This window comes from Alteromonas sp. CNT1-28 (assembly GCF_022348345.1).
Lineage (GTDB): Bacteria > Pseudomonadota > Gammaproteobacteria > Enterobacterales > Alteromonadaceae > Alteromonas > Alteromonas macleodii.
In genome coordinates this window covers 52,425-78,869 of sequence record NZ_JAKREZ010000006.1, presented here as the reverse complement: position 1 = coordinate 78,869, position 26,445 = coordinate 52,425, and the positions used below count along the sequence as shown (strand labels likewise).

The following is a 26,445-nucleotide window of genomic DNA, read 5'->3' as shown; positions in this document are numbered from 1 at the left end:
CTCAACGAATAAACGACGACGCAACTTGAACACAACAGGAAGACGTAAGCATGAAACGAACACTTCTGTCGCTAGTTATCGGTGTTTCGATGACAACTGGTGCGCTAGCCGATGACCTAATGCAGGTATATCAACAAGCACTGGCGAACGATCCATTGGTAAACCAAGCGAAAGCGCAACGTGATGCTGCGTTCGAAGGAATCAGTCTTAGCCGCGCAAGCCTACTACCCCAAATCTCTGGCTCTGTGGGTTACACCCAATCTGAATCAGAACGCTTCCAACAAGCGGCTGGTGACAACGGCCTTCAAGTATTCACAACAGATACTGAAGTAGACACGCTTAACTACGGTTTATCACTTTCAATGTCTTTATACGACCACGCAAACTGGTTGGGTCTAGACCGCGCAGAGAAAGTAGCTGAGCAAAGCGATGCACAACTTGCTGCTAGTATGCAAGACGTTATCGTGCGTACGGTTACAGCTTACTTTGACGTATTGCGCGCTCGTGACAACGTAGAATTTGTAGGTGCTGAAAAACGCGCCATTGAACGTCAGCTTGAGCAAACACGCCAGCGCTTCGAGGTAGGTCTAACGGCTATTACTGACGTGCACGAAGCACAAGCGAACTACGACAGCACAGTAGCTCAGGAAATCCAAGCGAAAAACCAGCTTGAGTTTGCCCTTGAAGCACTTCGTGTTATTACCGGCAAGTATCACGATCGTCTTTTCGGTCTAAATACAGAGAATTTCTCTGCGACTATGCCAGTACCAGAAACTGTAGACAGCTGGCTAGAGACCGCACAGGACCAAAACCTTGCTCTATTAGTTGACCGTTTGGCCATGGACGTTGCAAAAGAAGATATTGCTATTGCGCGCTCTGGTCACTTGCCAACATTATCACTGTCTGGCAGCTACGGTCGCTCGAAAGATGATGTTGATGCTGAAATATTAAATGATGACGGCTCTACCACACCGTTTGGGTATGAAACGCCGTACTTGGATAACCAATCAATTGGCATTACGCTGAACGTTCCAATCTATCAAGGCGGTAGCGTAAGCGCGCAAACGTCGCAAGCGAAGTACAACTACGTAGCGGCCAGCCAAGCCGCAGAGCAGACGTATCGTCAAACGGTACAGTCAGTTCGTAGCTCGTTTAATAACGTAAAAGCGTCTATCTCTACTATTCGTGCTCTTGAGCAGTCAGTGGTGTCTGCAGATAGCGCACTTAAAGCTACAGAAGCGGGCTTTGATGTCGGTACACGTACTATTGTTGACGTATTGGACAGCACCCGTAACTTGTTTGATGCACGTCGTAACCTTGCGGGCGCACGCTATGACTTTATTCAGTCAGTGGTTACGCTTAAGCAAGCGGCAGGTACATTGACAGGTGAAGATGTGGCTATGATCAACCGTGGTCTTAAGCCAGCAGAAACCAAAACCAATGGCTAACATTGAGTAGTTGATTGCGCCAAGCGCTGTCAAAAGAATGAAAGGGTAGCCTATGCTGCCCTTTTTTATGCCTACTAGTTTTACTTAGTTAATAGCAAAAGCAGGCTCTATCCAAACGGTGATGAGAAAGGAATGCTACGCCGCGGGCGTAAATCTTTTTAGTGCACTGAGCAGTTGGCGATATTCTGCGCGCAAGGCTTCAGCATTTTGTTTTGTTGGCGCGAAATTAGATAGGCGTTCAGCCACGATATGCAATTTCTCTTGCAACAACTGTAATTCATCATCCATGATTATGCCCTTTATTTTTAAGCCTATGTATTTGGCTAGATAAACGTTTAGGTCACGTGTGGCGACACAGGTTTTAAAACGCCTTTTGTGCCCCTACATTTGTAAGCAATAAGTGCCTTTATTCAGCACTACTGATTATTTAGTATACCGCCAATCGCGCTTACCACAAGCCCTTTGGTTATTTGGTTTTTCTTTGAGTGATAAATAGAAATGCAAGCCTCTGAACTTCAAAATAAATTTGAGCGCATTCGAGCCAATAAATGGTTCGAAGCCTTTGTAATTAGCGTTATCGTTATTTCAGCGCTTCTCGTAGGTGCCAAAACCTATGAATTGCCAGCAGGCATGTCATCCGTCACGTTATTCTTAGATTGGTTTATCAGTGCATTCTTCCTGACAGAGATCACCATACGATTTTTGGCTGAAAAACGTAAACGCTACTTTTTCAAGAGCTTTTGGAACTGGTTTGACACACTGATTGTGGTTATTAGTCTCATTCCGGCAGACGATACCGAACTGGCACTTATCGCCCGTTTGGTGCGTGTGTTCCGCGTATTGCGTATGATTTCGATCATTCCCGAGCTCAGGATCTTATTAGTTTCTTTGGTTAAAGCACTGCCCCAATTAGCATATGTCATGCTGTTGATGTTTATCATTTTCTACATTTACGCAGCTATAGGCAGTACTTTATTCGAAACCATCAATCCCGTGCTGTGGGGCGATATCACTATCTCGATGCTAACGCTCTTTAGAATTATGACATTCGAAGATTGGACCGATGTAATGTACGAGACTCAGGAGGTTTACTCGCTAAGCTGGATTTTCTACCTTACCTTTATTTTCTTTACTGCGTTCGCGTTCTTGAACATGGTGATTGGGATCGTGGTGAACGTGATGGAAAGAGAAAACGAAAAAGCACGAGCAGAAAAAGAAGCCGCTTTACTGGAAGAGCAAATTGCACAAGGAAACGTAGAGCCAACCCTTCAAGATGTAATGAAAGAACTACGAGAGCTAAAGGCACAGCTTGCCGCTAATAATCAAAATAGCACGGTAAACAAAACCAGCTAAGTGCGTTCTATCCGAATAGCGCAATTGAAAAAGGCCACAGTGATGTGGCCTTTTTAGTTTCTCGCAAATGGAAGGTTTAGATTAAAGCTAAGGCATAATAAGCTATACGAGCCTAAATCCCGTACTGCTGCTTAAGCGACTCAGCCCTTTGTTTTGCAGCTTCAGACTTAAACTCTCGACTTGCTAGCTTGCGCGAGGCAAGCGCTTTTTTATCGAGTTCAAGCAATACACTCACGTGATTTAAATACACATCGTCGTTCGCAATAGGACGTGCAGAAACTTCTTCGTACAGTTTGAGGGCGGCGGCTTTATCACCTTTAGCAACATAAATTTGCGCTAGCGTATCTACTGCGTCAGCGTTCTCACGTTGCAGCGATACAGCTTTTTTAGCGAGTTCTTCGGCTCGAGTAAGGTTTTTATCTTCAAACGCCAAATACGCTAAATTGTTTAAGACAACAAAATTATCCGGTGTTTTAGTTAGCACCTGCTCATAGGTTTTAATGGCTGCTGCTCTGTCTTTGCCGATTTGACGCTCTGCTAACAGCATGGCACTTGGAATGTCGTTACTGTGCGCCTGAACGTGTTTTTCAAGAAACGTAAATGCCTGAGCTTTTTTACCCGACATCTCAAGCGCCGCTATCAACAACAAAGCGTTATCTGAGTTAGGCGTAGTGTCATAGGCGGCTTTGGCATGCTCTACAGCTTGCTCAGGCGCTTTATCGATAAGATGTAAGCGCGCTATTACGCCTCTAACAAAAGGCAGAGCCTTAACATCATCGGCCGTGCTATTAATGATTTCCCATGCAGGTTTAGCCTGCCCAAGTCGGCTGTGAAAGTAAGCTTTCAATAAGGTTAACTGTGCATCAGGGCGTTTAGCCAACACCTTATTGGTTAACGTCAGCCCCTGATCAAATTGCTTTTGAGAGTCGACAATCAACAACTTACCCAATACCGCATTTTTATCTTGCGGGTAAAACGATAGCCAACGATCAAAAAACGCTGTCGCGTCTTCTACGTTGTTGGTGGCGATAAGCGCTTGACCCTTTAAGTTCCAAAACGCTTGTGGCGACGCTTCATTACCTTCTACATCTGACAAAAGCGAAACCGTTTTATCAAGCTGACTGTTTAACGAGTACATTCTTGCAAGAAGAAGTCTTAAGTTCAGATTTGTTTTATTGGTGTTGAACTGTGTTTGAGTATGCTTGATAACGTCCTGTGCGTTCCCCTTTTCCGTTGCAAGGGCAAACCAAAGCGCTAGCGCCTGTACATCGGCGGGGTTCTTATCAATAAAGGCGCGAACAAAGGAAATCGCGTTATCGTTTTTACCTTCGGCTACCAGTAATTTAGCGCGAGAGTAAAACACCTCATTCTTTGCACCTTCTAGCTCGCTGGCTTTATCTAGATATTGGGCGGCCTCTTGGTAGGCTCCCTCTGCCGTCGCAATATTTCCTAGGTAAATAAGCGGAGCTGCAGTTTCAGGTGACTTTTCATGCCACTCTTTCGCCGCACTTTTTGCCTTTTCAAGCTGACTAGTAGCAATGTAGGCGCGAAGTAATGTGGCTTGTGACGTCACAGACTCTGGCGACTGCTCTACGGCTTGTTCAAGATTAACTAAGCCATCAATATCATTTAGTGACAACTGCAAAACACCTAAACGAGATAAATCTTCTGCTGTGGTACTCACCGCTTCAGACTTTGCCACCATTTGCTGTGCACCGACCACGTTACCGTCTTTTAAAAGCTGATAACTCGCCTTAGAGAATAGTGCGGCATCAATACCTTGCTCGCCTTCTACCCTCGCTAATACTTCAAGCGCTTCATCATTTTCACCGAGCTGCAGCATGCTGTCTGCCAGCATACGAAGACCAGGGTGATTATCAGGAAGACTAGAAGCCACCATTGTCAGGTGACGCTGTGCCGCTTCAAAGTCTTGTATTTGATATGCACTGAAGCCCGCAACCAAACGCACGACCTGATCACTTCTTCCATTTTGAATGGCAATTTCCAAGTGTTCGAGGGCCTTAGCATAATTTTCGCTGGCCGACTCAATGATGCCTTTAAAGGTATTAAGCAGCGGATGGTTTTCATTTAAGGTCAACAAGTCATCTACAATAGGTTCTGCTTTGTCGAGCTCTCTTATTTCAATCAGTAGCGCTGCATAGGCAAATTTGCTGGTTACGTCGTCAGGATACTGACTCACATACACGCCGTAGACTTCGGCAGCTTTACTCGGCTCACCTTTTTGAAGATAAATTTTTGCTAGCTGTTGTAGCACGTCTTTATTGGTGGGGGCTTGTTCTCGCAGCTTCTCAGTGGCGGCTAGCGCTCCATCCATGTCGTTGTCTAAAACAAAGGCATAACTGTCAATAAGGCCTTTATAGACTGAGCTCGTATCTAGGGTGGATAAATCAGCCAGTAACGTTTGAGCTTCTTCGTTTTTACCTAGCTGCATTAAAGCCTGTAGTTTATAAAAACCCACTTCGGCTGATTCAACTGCTGACATCCCTTCTGCGCGATAATCTACTTCGGCCAGCGCATTTTCTGCGCCTGACTGTTGGTAAGCGACCGACAATAGAGGAATAACTTGGCTAACAGGATGCCCAAGTTCCATTGCCTTGTTGAGTTCTTTTTCAGCAGCTGAAAAATTACTTTCCTGCAAGTACAGCTTGCCAAGTTCGAAGCGCGGTGCTGCGGCATCGGGCGCTTTTTGAATGGCATTTTTATATTCAACAATGGCGGCGTCGATTTGTTGAGAAGAGGCGTAGTTCCTTGCATCTGCCAAATGGCTTTCCATTGATTTTTCACTACATCCAGATAAAAGCGCGCTGGTCAGCATCACCGCTAACGTTGTGCTTTTAAGTAATGTATTGGGTTTCATTTTTGTCATTGTAATTCCTTGCCCTACCTCAACTTTTTATTGTCACATCGCTACACATTGAAAATAGCGCATGGTGTACTGTCTATTATTTCATCTAAACTGTGCAATTTCGTGGCAACCTTGCCATTATTCGAATATAATATGGTTTTTTGCAACACTGCTGGCAAGCATATCGCGAAATACGCTACGAATACGCTTCATAAACTCGCCCGAAAGGCCAGTTCATCGCTGTATAGCGTCTTGCGATAATAAACCGAAAAAGTACGGTTTAATCGTATGCCGCACCCTCCTTACTTAATGCACCAGGATCCTTAATGACCACAACTGTCGACATGACATTTAAAGACCTCAATTTACCAGAACCTATCTTACAAGCCCTTGAAAAAGTTGGCTACGAGAAACCGTCTCCTATTCAAGCTGAGAGTATTCCTCTTTTACTTGAAGGGCACGATTTACTCGGTCAGGCACAGACAGGGACAGGAAAAACCGCTGCGTTTGCCCTGCCCATGTTGGCAAATATCGATCCTGAAGAACGTAAGCCGCAATTACTGGTATTGGCCCCAACCCGTGAACTAGCTATTCAGGTTGCAGAGGCGTTTCAGGTTTATGCGAGCTTTAGTCAAAAAATTAAAGTACTTCCAGTATACGGCGGTCAGTCGTACGACAACCAAATTCGCCAACTTAAGCGCGGCGTTCAGGTTGTTGTAGGTACACCAGGCCGTATCATCGACCACATTAAGCGCAAAACGCTAGACTTAAGCGAACTTAAGTTCTTAGTGCTAGACGAAGCTGACGAAATGCTTCGTATGGGCTTTATCGATGACGTTGAACTTATTCTTAGCCACGCACCAGAAGAGCGCCAAACCGCACTGTTCTCGGCTACTATGCCTGGTCCAATCAAGAAAATTACTCAGCGTTATTTGAAAGACCCTAAGCACGTTAAAATTGCGTCTAAGGTAAGTACAGCTAGCACTATTCGCCAGCGTTATTGCCAAATTGCACCACACCACAAGCTTGAAGCGCTAACGCGTATCATGGAAGTGGAAGTGTTCGACGGTATGATCATATTCGTACGTACGAAAACCGCTACGGTTGAACTAGCAGATAAACTCTCTGCTCGTGGTTACGATGTAGAACCACTAAACGGTGATATTCCTCAGGCAGCTCGTGAGCGCACCGTTGAAAAACTTAAACAGGGTAAAATTGATATCCTTGTCGCTACCGACGTTGTAGCCCGTGGTCTTGACGTTGAGCGTGTAAGCCACGTTATTAACTACGATATTCCGTACGACAGCGAATCTTACGTACACCGTATCGGCCGTACTGGTCGTGCTGGTCGTCAAGGTGATGCGATCCTATTTATCTCTCATCGCGAAAAGCGCTTGTTGTTCTCTATTGAGAAAACCACCAAGCAGCCTATTGAAGCAATGCCAATTCCTTCAATTAGTGAAATTAATGAAACACGTTTAAGCCGCTTCAAACAATCAGTTGCCGAAGCAACCCAAGACGATAGCATTGAATCACTAATGCCTATTGTTGAGATGATTAAAGAAGAAAACGAAGCGTCCCCTGAAGTATTGATGGCGGCACTGCTTAAAATTGCGCAAGGCGACGAACCGTTAATTCTTAAAGAATCAGATCGTCCAGATATTAACAGCAAGCCTCAGCGCGACAGCCGCGAGAGAAACTCACGTGACCGTGATGGTCGTGAGAGAAAGCCAAGAGTACCTCGGGGAAACCGCAAGCCTGAAGAAGGCATGCAGCGCTTCCGCATTGAAGTAGGTCACGTACATGGTGCGAAGCCTGGAAATATCGTTGGCGCTATTGCTAATGAAGCAAACATAAATTCGAAGCACATTGGCGCTATCGAAATTTATGACAACTTCAGCACGGTAGACCTTCCTGAAGGTATGCCTAAGGAAACGCGCGATACGCTACAGGGCACCCGTGTTGCTGGTCAGCGTTTGAATATTCGCGAATGGTCAGATACACCGCCGGCTAAAGGTCGTGGCGATCGTGGTAACCGTGGTGACAGAGCGCCTCGCGGCAATCGTGAAGACCGCCCTAATCGCGGAGATCGCGAAAACCGTAAGCGTAAGAACTAAATAGCAATACATTCAGCCTTTATATAACTAATAGCAATATAAAGGCTGTTTTCGTTGTTTTCTAATTAAAAAGAATTGGCGCAAAATAGTGTCAGTTCTTTTTTTGTATTTGAAGCTAAGAAAACCTTTATGGATTACTTTCCGTTATTCCTAGACGCCAGAAAACTCAATGTTCTAATTGTTGGGGCTGGTGAAGTAGCAGCCCGTAAGCTAGAGCTTATTATGAAGACACCTGCGACCATCACCGTGGTGGCGCCTTGGGTTTGCGATACGGTGAAGCAATTGGCGCAAAATGAGAAAGTAACACTTATTGAACGAGAGTTTGAAAATAGTGATCTCACCCATAAAGATATGGTCTTCATTGCCACAGATAAAGGCGATGTTAATCAACATATTCACGACTTAGCGCGCGCTAACAAAGTGTTGGTGAACGTGGTGGACAATACGCCGCTTTGCCAATTCATCACCCCCTCTATTGTTGACCGCTCTCCTATCGTTATTGCTATGAGTAGTGGTGGTGTAGCGCCTGTTTTGCTTCGTTATTTACGTCAAAAGTTAGAGACTGTACTGCCTGCTAACTTAAGTCGACTTGGCGCATTTTCTGAAAAATTCCGCGAAAAAGTAAAACAAACGCTTAATGGCGTTACCGCTCGTCGATACTTTTGGGAAGACGTGCTCGATGGTGACATTGCTGAAATGGTTGAAAAGGGCCAAGACAACAAAGCCGATGATGCATTCGAATTAGCACTGCAAGCCGCGGCTCAGGACAAAAAAGTAGAAGGGCAAGTGTATTTGGTAGGAGCAGGTCCTGGCGACCCCGATCTTCTTACCTTTCGCGCCTTGCGCTTAATGCAAAAGGCCGACGTGGTAGTCTATGATCGCTTAGTATCGCCGCAAATTCTTGAGCTTGTACGTCGTGACGCTGAGAAAATCTACGTGGGTAAGGCCAAAAGCAATCACACGCTTCCTCAAAACGACATTAACCAACTAATGGTTGATGAAGCTAAAAAAGGCAATCGAGTGGTGCGTTTAAAAGGCGGCGACCCATTCATATTTGGACGTGGTGGAGAAGAAATTCAAACACTTATTCAGCACGGCATCGACTTTCAGGTAGTTCCCGGCATTACCGCCGCAAGCGGGGCGTCTAGCTATGCTGGCATTCCACTTACTCATCGCGATCACGCCCAGTCTGTGGTATTCGCCACTGGTCACCTAAAAAATGGCACCATCGACCTCAACTGGCCTGCCCTTGCACAGAAGAATCAAACCGCTGTGTTTTATATGGGTTTGACAGGCTTGCCGATTATCTGCGAAAAGCTCATTGAACACGGTCTTGATGCCAAAACGCCTATCGCTTTAGTTCAATCGGCGACTACCGAAAAGCAGGCGGTACTAACAGGCACGCTGAGTAATATTGTGGCTAAGCAAGAAGAGGCGCAATTACAGCCTCCTACACTTATTATCGTCGGTTCAGTTGTTAGTTTACGTGACGAACTAAACTGGTACCAATAATCCCTTCCTGCCCCTTTGTGTAAATAAAGGGGCTCTGTACCAGCTTTCCGCTTAAGAACGTCGGCTTCTACTTACCTCCTCTTCAACATTGCTCTGCCGCAATTTCCCAACCGACTACCAACATCTGCCCCAGTAATTTCCCTGTGTATTATTGGCAGTAAACAATGCTGCCTGCACTCGTAGTTAATTGCGTTATTTCCTGACTACCGACTAATTATGTAAACGTTTCCACTTACATTTAAGCCTCATTTAATATACATTTAAGAAAAACCAAATCGTTAACATTTTATTTTCATAAAGTAGGCTTTGGGAAAAATATGCATCAAGCGAATAGCCCCCTTCGTCGTATTGTTGTTGTAGGTGGTGGTGCCGCTGGCTGGTTAACCGCTTCAATCATCGCTGTAACGCACAAGCACGATGACAATATTAGTGTCACCTTAGTTGAGTCACCAGATGTCAGTATATTGGGTGTAGGCGAAGGGACGTGGCCTACTATGCGCAGTACGCTTCTTAAAATTGGTATCAGTGAAGAAACCTTTTTAGCCCAGTGCAATGCGTCTTTTAAGCAAGGTACCAGTTTTCACAATTGGCGCTCAGACAACGTTGAACATCAGTACTACCACCCTTTCAGCCTACCATTTAGGTACTTTGAAAGCGACGTTGCGGCATGGTGGCAAAGCTACGCAGCAGAGCAAGATTTAGCACATGCTGTATGTTCCCAGGCCGCGTTATGCGACCATCACCTCGCACCCAAGCAGCGTCAAACGCCTGCGTATGCTGGCATTGCAAACTATGGTTATCACCTTGACGCAAACAAGTTTGCAGCCCTACTTCAAAAGCACGCGACAACGGTTTTAGGTGTTCAACATATTGTGGATCATGTGGATGATGTGGTTGGCTCATCTTCAGAACCTATTGCTGCAATAGTGGGTCGTGAACACGGTAATATTACTGGTGATCTATTCATAGATTGTACAGGCTTTGCGGCAAGGTTAATTGGTCAGCACTATGGTGTCCCCTTAACACCTTGCTCCAACGTACTGGCCAACGACAGTGCTATCGCAATCCAAGCTCCCTACGTTGACAGCTCAGTTGATATTGCCTCTACCACACACTCAACAGCTCAAGACAGTGGCTGGATTTGGGACATTGGTTTGCCTTCGAGAAAAGGTGTGGGATACGTGTATAGCTCGGCGCATTGCAGTGAAGATGAAGCAAGAGCAACACTGGAGACCTACTTAAAGCACGACAAGAAAACCGCTGATGTGGATGTTAGCAAAGCGAGAAAGATCACATTCTCACCGGGCTACCGTAAAACGCTTTGGGTAGAGAATTGTGTCGCCATCGGCACTTCTGCTGGCTTCCTAGAACCTTTGGAAGCGTCGGCGCTTGTCATGATTGAATTATCTGCCACCCACATAGCAAAACAACTGCCTAGAACATATAAAGAATGCCAAGCGGCTGGTCGACAGTTTAATCAGGCTTTCGAAAAAAAATGGGAAAGAATAGTCGACTTCCTAAAGCTTCATTATGTGTTGAGTGAACGTGAAGCTTCTGCGTACTGGCGTGATATGCGGAACCAAGAGAGCTGCTCCACCCAGTTACAAGATTGGCTAACCCTGTGGAAAAGCCGCAGCCCTATTTCATCTGATTTTGAACTTCGTGAGGAATTGTTCCCCGCGGCCAGCTATTTGTTTGTTCTATACGGCATGGGATTCAGGTCGCAGTACAATGATGTCTATCAAGCCAATTTGCACACTCCTGAACAGCGGCAGGCCTACGCAAAACATGTACAAAGTATTCAGCAACAACTCAGTGGTTTACCCACTAATCGACAGTTTTTGAATCAAGTAGCACAGTCCCAAGGTCTCTCAATGCACTATTGACGACCTCTGCTAGGGTAATGGGCTGGCACGACCCAAAGCAAAGGCTTCAAAATAGCCTTTGCCTTGTTTTTTTCATTTTCACGCGCATACTCACAAAATGAGTGATCAATTATTGAGTTAACCCCACGATAACAATGAAGCTTCATACTTCCTCGAAAAAAAAGAACATTTGGCGCTTTATTAGCAAGGTAACGAGATACCTTGGTCTTGCTACGATCCCTGTGGTTTTCCATGTTCAGCATGCGCTCTCTGAACAACTCGAGTTCAAAAGAAAGAAGACTGATACCGGCATGCAGTTCTATTACGAATGGATTGACGGTGCGAAGCAGCGACATAACCTCAAGTTTGAAATTCCCTTTGAGTCAATTGAAGATTTGCCGCTAAGGCAAACTAATTACAAGCCCAAAATAGTACAGCGATACGTGACTGTTGCGTTGACCAAAGCAGCAAAGGCTATCGACCCCAAGGACGCAAAAGTAACAATCAAGCCCTTGAGAGAAGCCATTAATATTAAAGTGTCGGGGACTGACGAAGAGAAAATAGAAGACGTTCAAGCGCATTTACGTGACGTACAGCAAAACGCTTACGATAGCTACTTGCATGAACATTACTTCACGCGCTTTACGACCATATTTAACCAAAGTGCCATAAAGCCAGATCACCTGCGTTACATCTCTGAGTCAGTAAAACCTTTGGTGTCCGTTTCTCAAGCGTTTTACGAGAAAGTCGCGTCTGAGTCAGATTCTAGAGCCTATTTTTCTTTAATTCTCAGTTGGCTGCAAAGCATCCCTTACGACACTTTAGAAGATAGAGTAGTGAGTAATGGCTCTGGGTATGCGCCGCCCATAAGTGTGCTTATGCAGAACCTAGGGGACTGTGACAGTAAAGCAGTGTTAGCGTCTTCAATGGTAAGAGCTTTTTTACCCACTACAAAGATGATTGTACTTTACCTGCCCAACCACGCCTTGCTTGGAATTGCATTAACCCCCATGGCAGATGACCGAACCATAGAGCACGATGGCGACGTTTACGTGCTCTATGATCCTACGGGTCCGGCACTCATTCCTTTCGGGCAAGTATCCGAAGATACAGAGCGCAACATTGTGACCGGGCGCTACCAAGTAGAAGTAGTAGAGTAAGTTCCATCTACATTTGCCTGTTATTCCCTGAATAGAACATCACTTCATTGCCAATCACACTGTTGGTAGATTTATCGATAATAACAAAGCTAACAGATTGCATGGTATTAGCCATTGGCGATAATGCTTCAACTGAAAACGGCACATTTCGCTTTTCGCCTGGTGCTACGTTTATAGTCGGTACGTTAATAAGCTGCATATCTGATGGCGTTTCTATAGCAATTTCATAGGTTTTGGCCACGCGGGATTTATTTAAAACGGTTAACGTATAAGTGTTTTCAATGTGCCCCGCGTTGTTCTCTCTGTAAAGCGCGTTGCGGTCACGGCTAATTGAAGCTTCGAAGTCCTGCCTGTCGATAGCCCACTCGCCCATTGCGAGCAGTATGGCAATGATTGCGGCGCCGTAAAGATAGTTAGTGAATTTACGCCCAGAATGTCTGCCGGCTCGCGAAAAATTGATAAGTTTGAGCGGATAGCCAAATTTGGCCATGACCTTGTCGCATGCGTCAATACACAGGCCACAGTTAATGCACTCGTACTGAATTCCTTCACGAATATCTATGCCTGCTGGGCAGACTTGAACGCATAAATTACAATCGACACAATCGCCCAAGTCTTTGTGCTGTGAAAAACGCTTCCTTGGTCCGCGACTTTCTCCTCTCGTTTCGTTGTAAGTAACCAATGACGTACTGTTATCAAACATCGCAGCTTGAAAGCGAGAATAGGGGCACATGTGCGTGCACATTTTCTCTCGAAGCCAACCGGCATTGGCATAAGTGCAAACGGCAAAGAACATTGTCCAGCCTGAAATTAACGCAGGCGCAGAGAAAGTGAAAAGCTCCGTATATAGACGAGATGCCGGATAGAAGTAAGACATAAAAACCAGCGCAGTAATAAGGCTTAATGCCAACCATGCACTGTGTTTTGCCCCCTTCACGACTACTTTTGTTAGTGAGCTAGGCTGCTTGTCTAAAGCCTTGCTTTGATTGTGCGTACCTTCAATACGGCGCTCTACCCAATTGAAAGCGAGAGTCCATACGGTTTGAGGGCAAGTAAAGCCACACCATACTCGCCCGTAATGACGGGTGACTAAAAACAAAACAAAAGCCGCAAGAATAAACAGAAAGGCAAAAATCATGAGGTCTTGTGGATACAAGACCCATGCAAAAAGCGTGAGGGTTTGACGCCCCACATCAAACAAAATCGCCTGCTGTCCTTGGTATTGAATAAAGGGGAGCGCAACAAACAGCGTCACTAATACTACATTCAAGTATCGACGTATTTTTTGAAAGTGCCCAGTTTCCTCACGGATATAGATTTTTTTGCTTTCTACGGGTGTACAAGCAATGATGTCTTCTTGCCGAATTTTAACTGCCGTCATTAGCTTTCTCCGAAAATTTTGCGCTAATGGTAGGGATTTAAGGCCGTTAAAATAGAAACAGATTAGGGCTTTCTTTATAGATCAGTTGCTATAGTTTTTAAGGCGTAGATATTTAAGGCGTAGGCTTTGAAGTCGCAGATTTTTAAGGTGTATGTTTTTCTTGTTTCAAACTTGCTCCCTTTACAGAATGTGCAAAAACTACGGTTTGCGTTACACAGAGTGATAACGCGTTATTTATGAAAGATTTTTTATAAATAGCGAAAGCTTAAGCAGTTGATTGCGCTTCGCTTCATTCAGAGCAAACGATGCATTTAAACGAAAACAATGGTTAAACTCATTGGTTAAGCTAAACAGTTTTCCTGGCGCAATGGTGATGTGTAAACGCAACGCTTCTTTATAAATAGCCATTGCATCAACATGCCCCCGGCATTCCACCCACAAAAAATAGCCGCCGCTATGTGTATGAATAGTCGCAACGTCTGATAGAAGGTCGGTAAGCAGCGCCGTTATCGTCTTCTTACGAGCGATGAGTTTTTTTCGCAGCTGCTTTAAATGAGACTCGTAATTTTTTGTGGATAAATAGTCTACAAGCGCAAGCTGTATCGGCGCGCTGGTTGCCAATGTACTCATAAGCTGCTGTTTTTGTATTTCAAGGGCACGCTTACCTGCGGCGACCCACCCTATTCTGTACCCTGCCACTAAAGACTTGGAGAACGATGAACACAACATGCTATCTCCCTCTTTCATAAAATGCTTAATTGGCAGAGGTGGACGCTTATCAGCATAAAGCTCGGCATACACATCATCTTCAATAAGGGCAACATTATACTTATCGAGTAACGCGGCCACCTGCTGTTTTTGAACGTCACTCAATGAGTATCCAACTGGATTTTGAAAGTTGCTCATAAGCCAGCAGGCTTTCACATTATGATTTTTAAATGCGCGCTCAAGTGCAGCTACATCCAGGCCAGTGTTGGGTGATACCGTTACAGTAATCGCTTTTAGACCTAAACGTTGAAGCGCCTGCAGCGTTCCGTAAAACACCGGCGACTCGACAACCACCCAGTCTCCTGGTGTGGTGCATGCCTGCAAACTCAAGTTCAGCGCCTCTAGCGCACCAGCGGTAATAATGATTTCATCAGGCGATATATTCACGCCTTTGGCGGCATAGCGCTTAGCGATGATTTTTCTAAGGTCCAGGTTACCTGGAGGCAAGTTATCCATGGCGCTGGTCAAGGAAATTTGCTGGGCGGCAGCTGCAATAGACTTATTTAAATGTTGCCTTGGATAAAGGCTTGGGTCGGGGTAAGCAAATCCTAAACTGAACATGTGGGGGTCGCGAGAGGCCTGCAGCACTTCATATACAAAGTCGTTAATACTGACGGCTTCTGTGGCCTGTACACGTTCTTTTGAGGCATTGCTCGCTTTAGCTGTTACCAGAAAGCCCGAACGTTCTTGGGAGCTGACTATGCCTTGGCTTTCTAACATCTGATAGGCGTGCAGCACTGTCATTAGGCTGAAGCCTGTTTGTGCTGCCTGTTTGCGAAGCGATGGGAGCTTTTCATTTTCTACCCACACGCCGCGCTCAATCTGCTCTTTAAGTTGGTGAGCTAAAACTTCGTATTTAGCCACGTTATACTCCGATAGTCCCCACTAGCGGAGTATAACAGTGAGGACAGTATTCTGTTATAAAAACAATACTACCAATTTACGCATTATCTTAGGTTATAGATTTTCTTCAGCAAAACTCGCAAGACGACTTCTTACCACGCCGTCTAGGTTAATGGTGGCACTGCCCGAGAAGTCTTTAAACTTCTCAACCAAGTAAGTAAGCCCCGATGTCACTGCGCTCAGATAGTTACTGTCTATCTGCGCCAAGTTACCGCCCACTATCAGCTTCGTTCCTTCACCGCAACGTGTGATGATCGTTTTAAGCTGTGACGCGGTTAAGTTCTGCGACTCATCCAAAATCACAATCGCATTTTGAATACTTCGGCCTCGCATAAAGTTTACCGACTTATACTGAATGTTGGCTTTTTCCATGATGTAATTCATAGAACCTTTGGTATTTTCGTCATGCTTGTGGAGTACTTCCAAAGAATCGGTAATTGCTGCCAACCAAGGCAACATTTTTTCTTCTTCCGTTCCCGGCAAGAAGCCAATGGACTCAGCAATTTCCGGCGTGCTTCGCGTGACAATGATTTTGTCATACATGTTACGCTCTACCACCATTTCAAGGGCTGCAGCTAACGCAAGGAGCGTTTTACCACTACCGGCAGGGCCAGTGAGAATAACCATATCAATGTGTGGGTCTAGCAGCGCATGAAGCGCCATGGCCTGCCCTATATTTTTGGGTGTGATGCCCCAAGCATGACGACCCATCAAGCGTTCGTAACCTAAATCCAACACCTCTAAATGATCGTCGGTGATCTCTTCTACTAAACCTGCAAACTGTTTAGTTTCGTCGAGCAAAAACTCGTTTACATACGCTTCTGGCAACATAGACTTGGGGATAGTGTGAATGGTGTCGCGCCCTTCGCTGCGGCTATCCACGCTTTTTACGCTATCCCAAAAATTACCTTCAAAGGTATGAAACCCGCGAGATAGATATTTGATGTCAGTAATTAGCTGGTCGGTGCGGTAGTCTTCAACATGAGCGAGGCCTGCCCCTTTCGCTTTAAGGCGCATGTTTAAGTCTTTGGTAACCAACACCACTTTTTGCGGCGCGAACGTCTTTTGCAAGTGCAGCGCTACGTTAATAATGCGGTTGTCATTCTCGTTGCTGGTAAACACTTGCTGAGCCTCAACCATGTTGAGGTCGGCGAATATAGATAGACTCCCTGTAGGTGCCGTTTGACCCGCGCCCAACCCTTCCATCGATACACCCGCTAGCATATCTTCTGGCGTTGCGTCGTGGAGTAAATCCTCCATTGCCCGAATGGATACCCGTGCATCACGCGCCACGTCTTTTTTGCTGTCTTTGATGTAGTCGAGCTCTTCCAATACGGTCATTGGAATAACAACGTCATGTTCTTTAAAGGAGAGAAAAGCGTGAGGTTCGTGCAGCAGAATATTGGTATCGAGGACGTAAATCTTAGTATCGGTAGAATTTTTTCTTGGCATCCTTCACTCCGGTAAATAAAGCCAGGTTAGACGTATTGTTCATTTATGAACGCACGCGCTAACAAGCTACAGTTACGGTTGTAGGAGAATGCCGCTCGAAACAGGACTTCTTCCCCTACTCGCGTCGACTGAGAAGCAGTACTACTCTTTCTGCCTCAAAGGTTCGTTTGTTAAATTAGCGAACCCTTAATTCCACCATAATCCAGTTTTTGAGATTTAGCACTGTTTTTTCTTTTTTATTTTTCGTTAGAACAAGTGAGAAGCGACGAACAGTCCTTTCACGTTATATGAGATAGCACAGCGCTCCCATTCTGCATTAAACAAGAAACTGGCATACTTGGTTCGTAACAAATGCTCACACTTTAACTACAGTTAGCGCAGTTTTAGCTGCGTTTTTGATACCCAAATAGGCTAAGGTGTACATGTTGAAGCGGTGAACTAAACACGGGTGCTAACCCAATGCCACAACACCTCAATAAAGTGGATGCGTTTAAATTAATAACACTCAGGGAAAGATCAGCTATGAATTGGCTTAACATCACAAAAATAAAAACGGCCATAAGCATGACGTTATCGCTACTAGCGTACTTTAACGCCGAAATTGCATGGGCGAATAGCCAAGCGCACAATGATTCTTCCCCTGCTAACATTCTAATCAAGGTTGAGAAAAGCACGACTGACACGTCTGAAAAATGGGTAGTCACCTACACATTAACTACGCCAGCAAAAACGCTGGCTTTTGTTAGAAACCCAGATACATCAAGAACAACACGTTGGTTCGCGCAAGACAACGACATAGAAATCGTCTTTGATGACACCAAACACCAAGAACTTGTGCGCTCGAAGTCAGGCAAGTCCCTCTCTACCGTGTCATTTTTACTGACGCCCACCTATAAACATTTGGGTAAAGATTACGCACCATTTTCTCCTTTTTCTGATGGTGGAAATACCTTTCACTCTGGGCGACTGTTTGCTTGTGCTAATGCCTGTACTGAAGAAGATAATAAATGGCACCTGACACTCAATGTTCCCAGTGATGAACACATATTGTTGAATGGCAAAGTAATGAAAAGCAGCGTGTCGTGGACAGATAACAATGATGGAAGAGTCGTGTATGTGGGTAAGCAACAGCCAATTATTACCGATGATGTGGTTGCCCTAATTGATCCCGGGCTTCCTGAAAGCATTAAAGCTTCGCTAGAAGAAGATATACCCAACATGATGGCGTTTTTCTCCCATTCTCTTAATCCGCTTAAGGGCGAAAAGCCCATGTTATTTGCCTCTTACGCAAACGTAGACGATCACTCTACACAAGGTGGAACACTACCTAACCAGATATTTATGCATTGGAACAGACAAGACTTAAATGAGCAGGCCAATAACAGCAGCTTTGTTAACCAAACACTTTGGTTCTTTGCTCACGAAGTCGCCCATTTATATCAGCCCGGCAGTACTGAAGGTGTATCAGAAAACGAGGAGCAGTCTTGGCTGCACGAGGGCAACGCCGACTACTTTGCGGCAATCGCCATGAACTTCCTCTACGAAGACGCCAATAGCTACGTTGAAAGCCGAATGACCCGCGCTTTCGAGAGCTGTACTGAAGGGCTGGCGCAAACAACGCTGGCTCGTGCTTATAAAAACGGACACTTCAATCTTTATTATTCATGCGGGATGATAATGCACCGCGCCATTGATAGCGTGGTGCAACAAAAAACGTTAGGTGAGGAGTCGCTGTTCACCGTATGGAAGCGACTTCAAAAAGCAGTGAATAGTGGCATGCCACCTGGCACAGCGACGTTCCTAACCTTGTTAGAGCCCTACAATGCACCTGAACTTATCAAAGCCATCAACAATGCAACGAGCGATGATGCTTTCAAAGCCATTCAAGGAATTGAAACTTTGCACCAGTTACCTGAGTAGGCTACTTAATGAAGTAGCCTATTGCTTTATATTCGCCATCAACTTCCACCATAGAAAGGGTCTCTACTTTCATTGTGGTCTGGGAATCAAAGTCAGTGGTGAACGACAAAATTAGGTAGTTTCCTTTAGGCAATCCAGGCAGTGAAGTTGGCGCTTGTGCTAACGCGATTTCCCTCGACTTGGCCGCCCCCAATGGCTCCCTGACTAGCTGCATCGCCTCGGTCCATTTAGCTACTGAAATACCGCTTCTAAAAATAGCCCCACTCTCTTTCCAGCTTTGTTCATATTCACCGCTGTCGATAAGTTCCAGCCAACTTGTTGCATCTTCAAGGACTTCGCTACTGACATTAACTGGCTTACCTTCTTCAATTACTTGGTTGCTACCATTGTTTGCATTGACCGTTTGCGCATAATAAATAGCAACGAACAAACTGATGGCGAGCGCTAGCGTGATCCAAAGAACATGTTGGGGATTCAACGACGCTGGCCGGTCACCCTGCAGCTTAATTGAATGATGAGCTGCGGCATTCTCGCCCGCAGTAGAAGTTTGCGAGGTTGGCAGCCCTTGAGGATGACTTGTGGTGGCGTGGGTTTCACCCATTAAAAGCGCATCGGGCGTCGTTTCGAAAACTGAAGCAAGTGCGCCTATTGAATCGTGTGATGCAGATTGTGTTTTCTCAATTCGCTGAATAGTACGCAAACTCAATCCAGACACATCTGCCAGATGCTGCTGACTCCATGCCCTAGCATTGCGAAGTTGTATAAGCTTTTGACTGTCTACTTTCATATCCATCTCGCGCTTCCTCCTGTTAGCTGCGATTCACATACGTTAAAAACGTAACGCGGTTAACAGTAAGAAATATCCATGGTCAGTGATACGACAGTTTTACGCCAACCCTGTGACAAAGCAAGCCTGATGGGCACGTCAACGTTCTTATTCTTTTGCTACCAGCATTCTCGTTGTGAAGCAAAGAAGGCCTACTAGTGCTAATCGTCTTGTTAACGCAAGGCATAGGTACTCAATCCCCCCACCTGCAACCGCAAATCAAATGAGCTAGTATTAATGACTTATCACAACGCAATGCGTACAATACCGCCCCCCGAAAAATAGGTTGGTGATTTATGAGTTCAGATAGTCAATTTTCAGTTGGTCAGCGTTGGTTAAGCAACACAGAAATAGAGCTGGGGTTAGGTGTCGTTATCGGTAGCGACTTCCGTTCTGTCGAAGTGTTGTATCCAGCAACAGGCGAAGCGCGAAAGTATACTAAGCAAGATGCGCCGCTTACGCGACTAATTTTTGAAATTGGCGAAACGGTCAAAAGCCAAGACGGCTGGGAAATGACCATTACTGAAAAAGAAGAAAGCCAAGATCTTTTCATCTATCACGGGCTTCGCGAAGACACCAAAGCGCAATCGCGATTACCTGAAACCATGCTAGACAGTCACATTCGCTTGAACCAACCTGAAAAGCGCCTGTTCAGTCAGCAATTAGACAACCCTAAATGGTTCGATTTGCGCGAGCGTGCTTTAGATCATCAATACGATTACTTACGTTCAAACACCATTGGTCTTGCAGGTGCGCGCATATCGCTTATTCCGCACCAACTCCACATTGCGTCAGAGGTAGGCGGCAGACACGCACCTCGCGTATTACTTGCCGATGAAGTAGGTCTTGGTAAAACCATTGAAGCCGCGTTGATTATTCACCAGCAGCTTAAAACAGGCCGCGCAGAGCGCGTGCTTATTTTGGTTCCAGACTCGCTCATGCACCAATGGTTAGTTGAAATGCTTCGTCGCGTTAACCTTCCTTTTGCCATTTACGATGAAAGTCGTTGCGAGGCTATAGAGAAGAGCGAAGGCTTACAAGATGACGAAACATCTGACGCGAGCGCTGTGAATCCATTCGAAAACGACCAGCTAGTACTTTGTAGTATCGACTTCCTAAGCAAGAGCGAAAAACGCCAGCAGCAAATTCAAGCTGCAGGATGGGATTTAATGGTTGTCGATGAAGCCCATCACCTTGCGTGGTCAAGTGAGGCTCCCTCTGCAGAATACTTGTGTGTGGAAGCGCTGGCAAACCAAACGCCAGGCGTATTACTGCTTACCGCAACGCCTGATCAACTTGGTCACGAAAGCCACTTTGCCCGCTTGCGCCTGCTCGACCCGGCTCGCTTCCATAGCTACGATGCATTCTTAGATGAAGAATCGAAATACAGCCAACTGGCCGATGCGGTAGCGCCATTACTTTCAGACGCCGAGCCTAACGACAAACAACGCAGCAAACTCGCAGAATTCGCGCCTGACGTAATGGAACATGCGGGTGATTTAAGTGCGCCGGAAAATCGCCATGCGCTGCTGCACCAACTTATCGATTGTCACGGCACAGGCCGTATGCTGTTTAGAAACCGCCGCGCCAATATCGAAGGCTTTCCGATGCGTAAATTAAGCGCTTACGAACTGGCTTTGCCTGAGGTTTATTCAGATGCCGTGAGCGGCGGCGACTTAACCTATTCACTGTATCCTGAACGTATGGCAAGCGTGGTTAACAGCTGGACCAAGCAAGACCCGCGCGTTGAATGGCTGCTTGATTTCATGCAAAGCGTTAAGCCAGAAAAGATTCTGCTTATTTGCGCAAGCGCCCGTACAGCGCAAGAGTTAGGTGAGGTTATTCGCACGCAAACCGGTATTCGCCACAGTGTATTCCACGAAGGCATGAGCATTGTGGAGCGCGACAAGGCGGCCCATTATTTTGCTGATGAGGAAGACGGCGCACAAATTCTACTGTGTAGTGAAATTGGTAGCGAAGGTCGTAACTTCCAGTTCGCTCATCATTTGGTGCTGTTCGATTTGCCTATCACGCCAGATCTGCTTGAACAACGTATTGGTCGTCTTGACCGTATTGGCCAAACCCAAACCGTACAAATTCACGTGCCGTATTTAGCGAAAACCGCGCAGCACGTATTACTAGATTGGTATCACGAAGGGCTGAATGCCTTTGAAAAGACCTGCCCCACGGGCTCTGGTGTATTCGACGACGTTAAGCCTCTGCTTATTGGTGCGTGCTTACACCCTGACGATATGAGCGCGCGTGACGAGCTAGTGAACATGAGTGTTACGCTTAATAGCCAGCTCGTGGCGCAGCTTGAAGCCGGTCGCGATCGCCTTCTTGAGCTTAATGCCTCGGGTGAAGGCCGCGTAGAACAACTGCTTGAAGACATTATTACCCTTGATAGCGAACAAGATTTGTCGCGCTTTATGGGTCGCGTTTTCGATGCTATCGGTGTTCAGCAGGATGAAAAAGGCAATGACTGCTTTATTCTTATGCCAACCGAGTCGATGGTGAGCCAGCTTCCGGGCCTTGACCCAGAAGGCATGACGGTTACTTACAAGCGCCGTGTAGCCACCACGCTAGAAAACGTACAGTTTTTAAGTTGGGATCATCCACTTGTGCATACCGCCATGGACGTAGTACTCACCGACGTACACGGAAAGAGCAGCATGGGCTTCATTGCCGAGCCGTCTTTGCCAAAAGGCGCTTATTGGGTTGAGGCGTTGTTTGTGCTGCAGGCGCAAGCGCCTAAAGCGCTTCAGTTGGGCCGCTTCTTACCTCAAACGCCCGTGCGAGTGTGTTTAGATGCGCAAGGAAACCCGTCTGAATTGAGCTTCGACGTTAAGCGTAAAATTGGACGTAAGATCTCGGCTCAGCTTCTAAAAGCCTTGCAACAGCCGCTTGAGCTTGCCATTGAAAAGGCGCGTAAGCTTGCCCATCAGCAAGCTAACCAAAAGCAACACGACGCACTTAACAGCATGCACAGCACGCTTAACGAAGAAATACAGCGCTTGCGCGATCTTCAAAAGCGTAACCCAGCAGTACGTGACAGCGAAATTGAGTTTATTGAAACGCAAATGAACGCCCTTGATAAAGTTATTCAGGATGCAGATGTTCAGCTGGACGCCATTCGTATTGTGGTAAATAACCCGTAACCTCGAAAGGTTAAACATTCAAAAGCGACTGTGAAGTAACGAGTACATAATGGCGAACCCAAGTTTTGTTTATAACCCACCGATGACACCTTATCTTGATATTTTGTATCAAGATGAGGACATGGTGGTTGCGCATAAACCTAGCGGGCTATTGAGCGTTCCGGGCAAAGCATTGGAGCACCGCGACTCGCTAATTAGCCGGGTTAACCGAGTGTATCCCACCGCCACAGTAGTGCATCGCTTAGACATGGCGACTTCGGGTATTTTGGTGCTGGCGCTTAATAAAGACAGCCATCGCCATATCTCGAAACAGTTTGAATTACGTCAAACTAAAAAGCGCTACTTCGCTCGGGTTCATGGACATGTAGAACAAGACAGCGGAGAGGTTAACCTTCCCCTTATTTGCGACTGGCCAAACAGGCCAAAGCAAATGGTAGACTTCGAGCGCGGTAAAAAAGCCGTAACGCACTTTGACGTCATTGAGCGCACACTGGATGAAAAAGAGCGACCCTATTCTCTCGTTGCCCTTTATCCCATTACCGGTCGCTCTCACCAACTGCGAGTACATATGCTTGCTTTGGGTCACCCTATTTTGGGAGATAGACTCTATGCCCATGAAGAAGCGTTATCCATGGCGCCTCGTTTACAGCTTCATGCTGAAAGCTTGAGTCTTTCGCACCCGACACTTGGGCATTGGCTGCACTTTAATGTCGCCATCCCTTTTAGTCCGTTTTGCCCAAAGCCGCTCTCAGAAAGTATTAAGTAGCGCTCTAACGCTACTCAACTTTATCAATAGACTCCATTTTAGTTTTAACGCACCCTGCCGATAACCTTCGTATAACGCTTGATGTACAAATTAATTTGATGCTGTCCAAGCTGAATAGATCCAGATTAAGGTAAAGGCAAACCACATTTTATGAAAAGGCACGCTCTCCTTTTAACATTTGCTGTTATTGTTTCGCTATTGCCTATGACAGCTCACTGTGACTTTTTCACAGATGTTAGTCACGCCTATCTGCCTGGAGAAGTGAAACCTTTAATGATTGGAGAAGTTGAATCCCCAATTATTGAAATTGAAGCGCAAACACCGTTACCTTTGGGTGTGGCTATCATACTCACAGAGCCTTTTCCCTCTAGCCTTACGCTCGCGCAGGGAAATAGCCTTGCCAACATGCTTGCTGAAAAAGGCTGGAATGTAGTGATAAGTCCGTTTAATTTGCCGGTCAATGTCACGTCCCAGCAGAACCTACCTGCTGAATCTGCAAACACCGACATGTCAGACTCTGAAACTACGTCTATGTCAGCCCAAAATATCCACCCCAGAAGTAATCAACTTACGCAGTATCTCAATTTTGAATCAGCAACTTCAGCACTGGGTTTACAACTCAACGCATTGAATAATTATTTACAAGACAATTCAGGCTACCGTATGGTCATTGCACAAGGCATGCTGGCCGCAACTTACTTGTCCGTCGTAGAGCAACAGCCTCAACTTCATCCAGACACTTTCGTAGCCATTTCACCTTTTTGGCCAGAAGAATCAACGAATACATTAGTTATAGATAATATAGCGCAGTCCAGCTTTCCAATATTGGATCTGTCACTAAGTGGATTTAACGATTGGGCGAACAGTACTACGCAAAAACGAAAAATTAGCGCAAAAAACGCACTAAAAATGCACTATCGGCAAATAATTATTCCCAGCAATTTATTAGCCTTTAGTATAAAGGAGTTTCAAAAACCCCCTCATATTCAGATAGTTGCAAATAGTACTGTTGGTTGGACTCGCCACCTAGGCTGGTAATTCGATAATTAACCGATTACGCTAAATTAGTATCCAAAACAATTACCTAAATTTAATGGTGTAAATAGCAAGCCTCTGTCCTAAGCAGTAAGATTGTTATGAACTATAATACTTTTAGCAAACATAAACGGTTGAGTTACTTGTGAGTGTTCAAGATTTCGTAGATAACAAAGCAAAGCAGCTGTGTTTCTATTTGAGAGCATTTTGGCAAGGAGAGCTTCCTATCGAGGAGATCGAGCTATTCTTTTGGGATAGTATGGAAGAATGGGGGCAAATTGATTACACCCTAACGCAGCCCTATACACAAAAAGAACGGGTTTTTTGGCATTTACTTCATCAAGTGCATTATTGGAATGAAGACAAGCTAATTAACGACCAGTTTCTTGTAGATGAACTAAATAACTGCGTGAATTTCCTTGAAGGTTTGGGTCATTGCCCACTCGACTGCGTAGGCATTCGTCCATAGTAAAACTTTCACTTCAACGCGTTATTGCTTCTCACTGTGGTTCATGGCTCAATATGCTTTTGTATTCTTGCCTAAGGCCGCAGTTTTGCTCAACGCTTTAAAAACGTTTAACGACAAACGATACCTCAGTATATTACTTTTCGGCATTTCCAGTGGCTTCCCTTGGATCATGATTGGTTCAGTGCTATCTGCTTGGCTCAAAGATGAAGGTTTGTCTCGCTCGGCCATCGGCTTATTCGGCATTATTTTCGCGACATACTCTTTTAATTTTCTCTGGTCTCCGCTTGTCGACAAAATCAAGCCCCCACTATTGGGTCAACGACGAGGTTGGATTTTCACTATGCAAGGCTGTGTAGTTTTGCTGTGTTTAGTGATGTCTCAACTCACTGCAGACCAAGATTTGTTTTATGTTGCATTAATCGGTTTGCTTATTGCTATTGCCTCAGCCACGCAAGATATCGCCATCGATGGTTTTCGCATTGACTGTATTGCCCAAGACGACAAAGACGGCATGTCAGCTGCGTCTTCAGTCGCCACCGCTGGCTGGTGGACAGGGTATGGCGGGCTTGGTGCTATCCCGTTCTTCTTGGCTGACATGACATCTTGGACTTGGCCAAACATTTATCTTTTACTCGGTGCTCTCATGGCTTTATTAATGTGCGCCACGTGTTTAGCGAACGAGCCACAAATTGACCGCGAAGCCTTGCTTGAAAAGATAACAGCCAAAGATACAAAGCAGTCTCCCGTTTTTCACTGGATACAAACTACTCTGGTCACGCCATTCGCCGAATTTTTCAATCGAAACGGCGTTAAATTAGCGGCGTCGTTTTTACTGTTTATCTTTCTATTTAAAATCGGTGAAGCCTTTCTAGGCCGCATGAGTATCGTGTTTTATAAAGAAATTGGCTTTTCTAATAGCGATATCGCTACTTACTCAAAATTGCTCAACTGGTGGGTAACCATTGTGTTTTCACTATTAGGTGGATTAGTTAACATTCGCTACGGTATTTACCGCGGATTAATGATTGCGGGTGTGGCCATGGCCGCGTCTAACTTACTATTTGCACTGATCGCGCAAACAGGCCCTTCCACATCTCTTTTAGCCATAACCGTTATTGTCGATGGCTTTACAGGGGCTTGGAGCACCGTTGCTATGGTCGCGTTTATCTCACTATTGTGTAATCGGGCGTTTAGTGCAACCCAATACGCACTCATGGCCTCCCTGAGTGTTGCGGGCAGAACCTTGGTCGCTTCTAGCAGCGGCTTTGTTGTAGATAGTCTTGAAGGCAATTGGAGCTTGTTCTTTATTCTCACAGCAGTCATGGTAATTCCCAGCCTTTGCTTTTTGTATTCAATTAGGCACCACATAAAGCGCGTTGAGTCACCGTAATTTTTTTCTACTTCCTTGCAAGTTAGCGTTAGTTGCCTACATTTAAGTTAGGTATC

General features: G+C 45.6%; 18 protein-coding genes. 12 read left to right on the top strand and 6 right to left on the bottom strand.

What is annotated here, in order from left to right:
• Window positions 1–50 precede the first annotated feature (50 nt).
• On the top strand, window positions 51–1,448 hold the full coding sequence (tolC, locus tag MHN02_RS05105; protein ID WP_014978275.1) for an outer membrane channel protein TolC: 1,398 nt from the start codon (window positions 51–53) through the stop codon (window positions 1,446–1,448).
• A gap of 135 nt (window positions 1,449–1,583) precedes the next feature.
• Here the strand turns inward: tolC and MHN02_RS05100 are convergent, their stop codons facing one another.
• A complete protein-coding gene (locus MHN02_RS05100) occupies window positions 1,584–1,736 on the bottom strand; it encodes a hypothetical protein (protein WP_014978274.1) in 153 nt (50 codons plus the stop codon).
• 210 nt (window positions 1,737–1,946) lie between these two features.
• Here MHN02_RS05100 and MHN02_RS05095 point away from each other — a divergent pair, with 210 nt between their 5' ends.
• The gene (locus tag MHN02_RS05095; RefSeq protein WP_061439458.1) at window positions 1,947–2,801 is read left to right on the top strand and encodes an ion transporter; all 855 of its coding nucleotides are present in this window, start codon (window positions 1,947–1,949) and stop codon (window positions 2,799–2,801) included.
• Between the two features lie 112 nt (window positions 2,802–2,913).
• On the opposite strand, the gene prsT is transcribed toward MHN02_RS05095, so the two are convergent.
• Window positions 2,914–5,688 carry an XrtA/PEP-CTERM system TPR-repeat protein PrsT gene (prsT, locus tag MHN02_RS05090; protein ID WP_239244898.1) on the bottom strand — a complete coding sequence of 925 codons (2,775 nt, stop codon included), beginning with the start codon at window positions 5,686–5,688 and terminating at the stop codon, window positions 2,914–2,916.
• A 305-nt stretch (window positions 5,689–5,993) separates the two neighbouring features.
• Here prsT and MHN02_RS05085 point away from each other — a divergent pair, with 305 nt between their 5' ends.
• The 4 genes from MHN02_RS05085 (at window position 5,994) to MHN02_RS05070 (ending at window position 12,321) form a co-directional block, all read left to right on the top strand.
• Window positions 5,994–7,784 (top strand): DEAD/DEAH box helicase, encoded by a 1,791-nt coding sequence (locus MHN02_RS05085; protein ID WP_014948201.1) that lies wholly within the window; start codon window positions 5,994–5,996, stop codon window positions 7,782–7,784.
• A 129-nt stretch (window positions 7,785–7,913) separates the two neighbouring features.
• Window positions 7,914–9,296 (top strand): siroheme synthase CysG, encoded by a 1,383-nt coding sequence (gene cysG, locus MHN02_RS05080; protein ID WP_239244895.1) that lies wholly within the window; start codon window positions 7,914–7,916, stop codon window positions 9,294–9,296.
• 317 nt (window positions 9,297–9,613) lie between these two features.
• Window positions 9,614–11,182: a tryptophan halogenase family protein gene (locus MHN02_RS05075; RefSeq protein WP_239244892.1), complete on the top strand. Its 1,569-nt coding sequence runs from the start codon at window positions 9,614–9,616 to the stop codon at window positions 11,180–11,182.
• A gap of 134 nt (window positions 11,183–11,316) precedes the next feature.
• Complete coding sequence (locus MHN02_RS05070) at window positions 11,317–12,321, top strand: hypothetical protein (RefSeq protein ID WP_239244889.1); 1,005 nt, start codon at window positions 11,317–11,319, stop codon at window positions 12,319–12,321.
• Window positions 12,322–12,328: 7 nt separating this feature from the next.
• Here the strand turns inward: MHN02_RS05070 and ccoG are convergent, their stop codons facing one another.
• The 3 genes from ccoG to MHN02_RS05055 form a co-directional block, all read right to left on the bottom strand.
• Entirely contained in the window at window positions 12,329–13,702 is a 1,374-nt protein-coding gene (ccoG, locus tag MHN02_RS05065; RefSeq protein ID WP_239244887.1) for a cytochrome c oxidase accessory protein CcoG, read from the bottom strand.
• Window positions 13,703–13,936: 234 nt separating this feature from the next.
• Window positions 13,937–15,334 (bottom strand): PLP-dependent aminotransferase family protein, encoded by a 1,398-nt coding sequence (locus tag MHN02_RS05060; RefSeq protein ID WP_239244885.1) that lies wholly within the window; start codon window positions 15,332–15,334, stop codon window positions 13,937–13,939.
• A gap of 93 nt (window positions 15,335–15,427) precedes the next feature.
• Window positions 15,428–16,825 carry a PhoH family protein gene (locus tag MHN02_RS05055; RefSeq protein ID WP_014978266.1) on the bottom strand — a complete coding sequence of 466 codons (1,398 nt, stop codon included), beginning with the start codon at window positions 16,823–16,825 and terminating at the stop codon, window positions 15,428–15,430.
• 522 nt (window positions 16,826–17,347) lie between these two features.
• Here MHN02_RS05055 and MHN02_RS05050 point away from each other — a divergent pair.
• Window positions 17,348–18,745, top strand: coding sequence for a hypothetical protein (locus MHN02_RS05050; RefSeq protein WP_239244883.1), 1,398 nt, complete (start codon window positions 17,348–17,350; stop codon window positions 18,743–18,745).
• 1 nt (window position 18,746) lies between these two features.
• Here MHN02_RS05050 and MHN02_RS05045 read toward each other — a convergent pair whose 3' ends face one another.
• Window positions 18,747–19,538 carry a DUF4019 domain-containing protein gene (locus MHN02_RS05045; protein ID WP_239244881.1) on the bottom strand — a complete coding sequence of 264 codons (792 nt, stop codon included), beginning with the start codon at window positions 19,536–19,538 and terminating at the stop codon, window positions 18,747–18,749.
• 329 nt (window positions 19,539–19,867) lie between these two features.
• Between MHN02_RS05045 and rapA the strand changes: the two genes are divergently transcribed.
• The 5 genes from rapA (at window position 19,868) to MHN02_RS05020 (ending at window position 26,389) form a co-directional block, all read left to right on the top strand.
• Window positions 19,868–22,729, top strand: coding sequence for an RNA polymerase-associated protein RapA (rapA, locus tag MHN02_RS05040; protein ID WP_156077863.1), 2,862 nt, complete (start codon window positions 19,868–19,870; stop codon window positions 22,727–22,729).
• 49 nt (window positions 22,730–22,778) lie between these two features.
• Window positions 22,779–23,495 carry a bifunctional tRNA pseudouridine(32) synthase/23S rRNA pseudouridine(746) synthase RluA gene (gene rluA, locus MHN02_RS05035; RefSeq protein ID WP_239244879.1) on the top strand — a complete coding sequence of 239 codons (717 nt, stop codon included), beginning with the start codon at window positions 22,779–22,781 and terminating at the stop codon, window positions 23,493–23,495.
• 150 nt (window positions 23,496–23,645) lie between these two features.
• Window positions 23,646–24,533, top strand: a complete 888-nt coding sequence (locus MHN02_RS05030; RefSeq protein WP_239244877.1) for an alpha/beta hydrolase family protein — start codon at window positions 23,646–23,648, stop codon at window positions 24,531–24,533.
• Between the two features lie 142 nt (window positions 24,534–24,675).
• Window positions 24,676–24,999 (top strand): hypothetical protein, encoded by a 324-nt coding sequence (locus MHN02_RS05025; RefSeq protein ID WP_014948188.1) that lies wholly within the window; start codon window positions 24,676–24,678, stop codon window positions 24,997–24,999.
• A 43-nt stretch (window positions 25,000–25,042) separates the two neighbouring features.
• Complete coding sequence (locus MHN02_RS05020) at window positions 25,043–26,389, top strand: MFS transporter (RefSeq protein ID WP_239244875.1); 1,347 nt, start codon at window positions 25,043–25,045, stop codon at window positions 26,387–26,389.
• The last annotated feature ends 56 nt before the right edge of the window (window positions 26,390–26,445 follow it).

Excerpts from the sequence above, each read along its gene's own strand:
- tolC (WP_014978275.1), top strand. The coding sequence starts at position 51 with ATGAAACGAACACTTCTGTCGCTAGTTATCGGTGTTTCGATGACAACT.
- MHN02_RS05100 (WP_014978274.1), bottom strand. The coding sequence starts at position 1,736 with ATGGATGATGAATTACAGTTGTTGCAAGAGAAATTGCATATCGTGGCT.
- MHN02_RS05095 (WP_061439458.1), top strand. The coding sequence starts at position 1,947 with ATGCAAGCCTCTGAACTTCAAAATAAATTTGAGCGCATTCGAGCCAAT.
- prsT (WP_239244898.1), bottom strand. The coding sequence starts at position 5,688 with ATGACAAAAATGAAACCCAATACATTACTTAAAAGCACAACGTTAGCG.
- MHN02_RS05085 (WP_014948201.1), top strand. The coding sequence starts at position 5,994 with ATGACCACAACTGTCGACATGACATTTAAAGACCTCAATTTACCAGAA.
- cysG (WP_239244895.1), top strand. The coding sequence starts at position 7,914 with ATGGATTACTTTCCGTTATTCCTAGACGCCAGAAAACTCAATGTTCTA.
- MHN02_RS05075 (WP_239244892.1), top strand. The coding sequence starts at position 9,614 with ATGCATCAAGCGAATAGCCCCCTTCGTCGTATTGTTGTTGTAGGTGGT.
- MHN02_RS05070 (WP_239244889.1), top strand. The coding sequence starts at position 11,317 with ATGAAGCTTCATACTTCCTCGAAAAAAAAGAACATTTGGCGCTTTATT.
- ccoG (WP_239244887.1), bottom strand. The coding sequence starts at position 13,702 with ATGACGGCAGTTAAAATTCGGCAAGAAGACATCATTGCTTGTACACCC.
- MHN02_RS05055 (WP_014978266.1), bottom strand. The coding sequence starts at position 16,825 with ATGCCAAGAAAAAATTCTACCGATACTAAGATTTACGTCCTCGATACC.
- MHN02_RS05050 (WP_239244883.1), top strand. The coding sequence starts at position 17,348 with ATGAATTGGCTTAACATCACAAAAATAAAAACGGCCATAAGCATGACG.
- MHN02_RS05045 (WP_239244881.1), bottom strand. The coding sequence starts at position 19,538 with ATGGATATGAAAGTAGACAGTCAAAAGCTTATACAACTTCGCAATGCT.
- rapA (WP_156077863.1), top strand. The coding sequence starts at position 19,868 with ATGAGTTCAGATAGTCAATTTTCAGTTGGTCAGCGTTGGTTAAGCAAC.
- rluA (WP_239244879.1), top strand. The coding sequence starts at position 22,779 with ATGGCGAACCCAAGTTTTGTTTATAACCCACCGATGACACCTTATCTT.
- MHN02_RS05030 (WP_239244877.1), top strand. The coding sequence starts at position 23,646 with ATGAAAAGGCACGCTCTCCTTTTAACATTTGCTGTTATTGTTTCGCTA.
- MHN02_RS05020 (WP_239244875.1), top strand. The coding sequence starts at position 25,043 with ATGGCTCAATATGCTTTTGTATTCTTGCCTAAGGCCGCAGTTTTGCTC.